2 protein-coding genes are annotated in these 1,192 nt (G+C 69.3%); both read left to right on the top strand.

What is annotated here, in order from left to right; genetic code table 11:
- Nucleotides 1-100: 100 nt before the first annotated feature.
- Nucleotides 101-517, top strand: a complete 417-nt coding sequence (locus tag I6A60_RS41055) for a recombinase family protein (RefSeq protein WP_203017007.1) — start codon at nt 101-103, stop codon at nt 515-517.
- Nucleotides 514-969, top strand: coding sequence for a hypothetical protein (locus I6A60_RS41060; protein WP_203017005.1), 456 nt, complete (start codon nt 514-516; stop codon nt 967-969). Before I6A60_RS41055 ends, I6A60_RS41060 begins: the two co-directional genes overlap by 4 nt.
- Nucleotides 970-1,192: the final 223 nt, after the last annotated feature.

Consider the following 1,192-nt stretch of genomic DNA (forward strand, 5'->3'; position numbering starts at 1 on the left):
ACAGCACCGCAATCAAGTGCGGCTTACCTATTCGGCCTCACTCTCTTGCGTTCGTGGCGCACTGATCCCAAACCTTGATGCAACCAAGGAGTGGAACCCAATGGCGAGTATGTCAGGTGGGGTGCGGGCTGTGTCCTTCACCCGTCACGGGGTTGGTGCGGCTGGGCTGGCGGTCCAGCGGGAGGCGTTTCGGGCGGCGTGCTCGGAGCGTGGCTGGGTCGCTGGCGGTGAGGTGTGCCAGATCGACGCGGGCGGTGGCAAGGGTCGTGCCTGGGCGACGGTGCGCAGATTGGTGCGGCGGCGTCGGTATGACGTGGTCGTGGTCGACGGGCTGGACACGATCGGCGCGTCGGAGCGGGAGATCGCCCGTGAGCTGGTCCTGCTGCGGCACGCCGGGGTGCGGCTGCTGATCGCGTCGACCGGCTGGGACACCGTGAATCCGACCGTGTCTGACCTGCTCGTGGGCGCGCTGCACACGGTCGCCGCTGAGACTGTCGCCGGGGCGGTGGCGGCGTGATTGACGTGCCGTTGGTGCGTGCGGTGGCGCTGCCCGGGAGCGGCTACGGCCTGGAGGTCCTGGTGGGCGCGACTCCCGGTGAGATCGCGAATGTCTCCTCGGGGTTGCCGCCGGCGGCGTTCGTGAGTCACATGTCCATCGGCGGGGGCGTGAACCTGCTGTTCCGTCGGTTCCCGGCCGGCGTGCCCGACCCTGCGGCCCCGGCCGGCCAGGGTGATGGTGGGCCGGATGCGGTGACGGTGGCTCCTGGCTGGGTGCCGCAGGTCGTCGGGTTCCCGGATCGTGGGCTGACCCCTTACCAGGTAGCGGTAGGGCTGCTCATGACGGCCACGGATGATCCGGCGATAGCCGCGCGGATCTACGGCCTGGTGCAGCGTGAGGAACCAGAAACGATGGTCGCGCTCGGCAGCGTCGTCCGCCCTCGGCACTGCCGCTGCACCTGGCCCGGATAGACCCGCCCTCGGCATAGTGACGGCGGTGATCCCTCGCGGGATTACCGGCGTCGCCATGTCCGGCCCGGGTGATCCGCCGTGCGGCGTGGGGATTCCAGCGGCGGCACCGGTTTCTGTCCGGCGCGGAACTCTGCCTTCTTTTCTTCCCCATTCTTCGGGGCGAGTGTGATCCCTTCGGAGGGCCGGCGGGCTCTGCCTTACCGGAGGGTTCTCGGCCGTGCAA

This window comes from Frankia sp. AgB1.9 (assembly GCF_016786355.1).
Taxonomy (GTDB): Bacteria; Actinomycetota; Actinomycetes; order Frankiales; family Frankiaceae; genus Pseudofrankia.

Coding starts and splice junctions, on each gene's coding strand:
- I6A60_RS41055 (WP_203017007.1), top strand. CDS start 101: ATGGCGAGTATGTCAGGTGGGGTGCGGGCTGTGTCCTTCACCCGTCAC.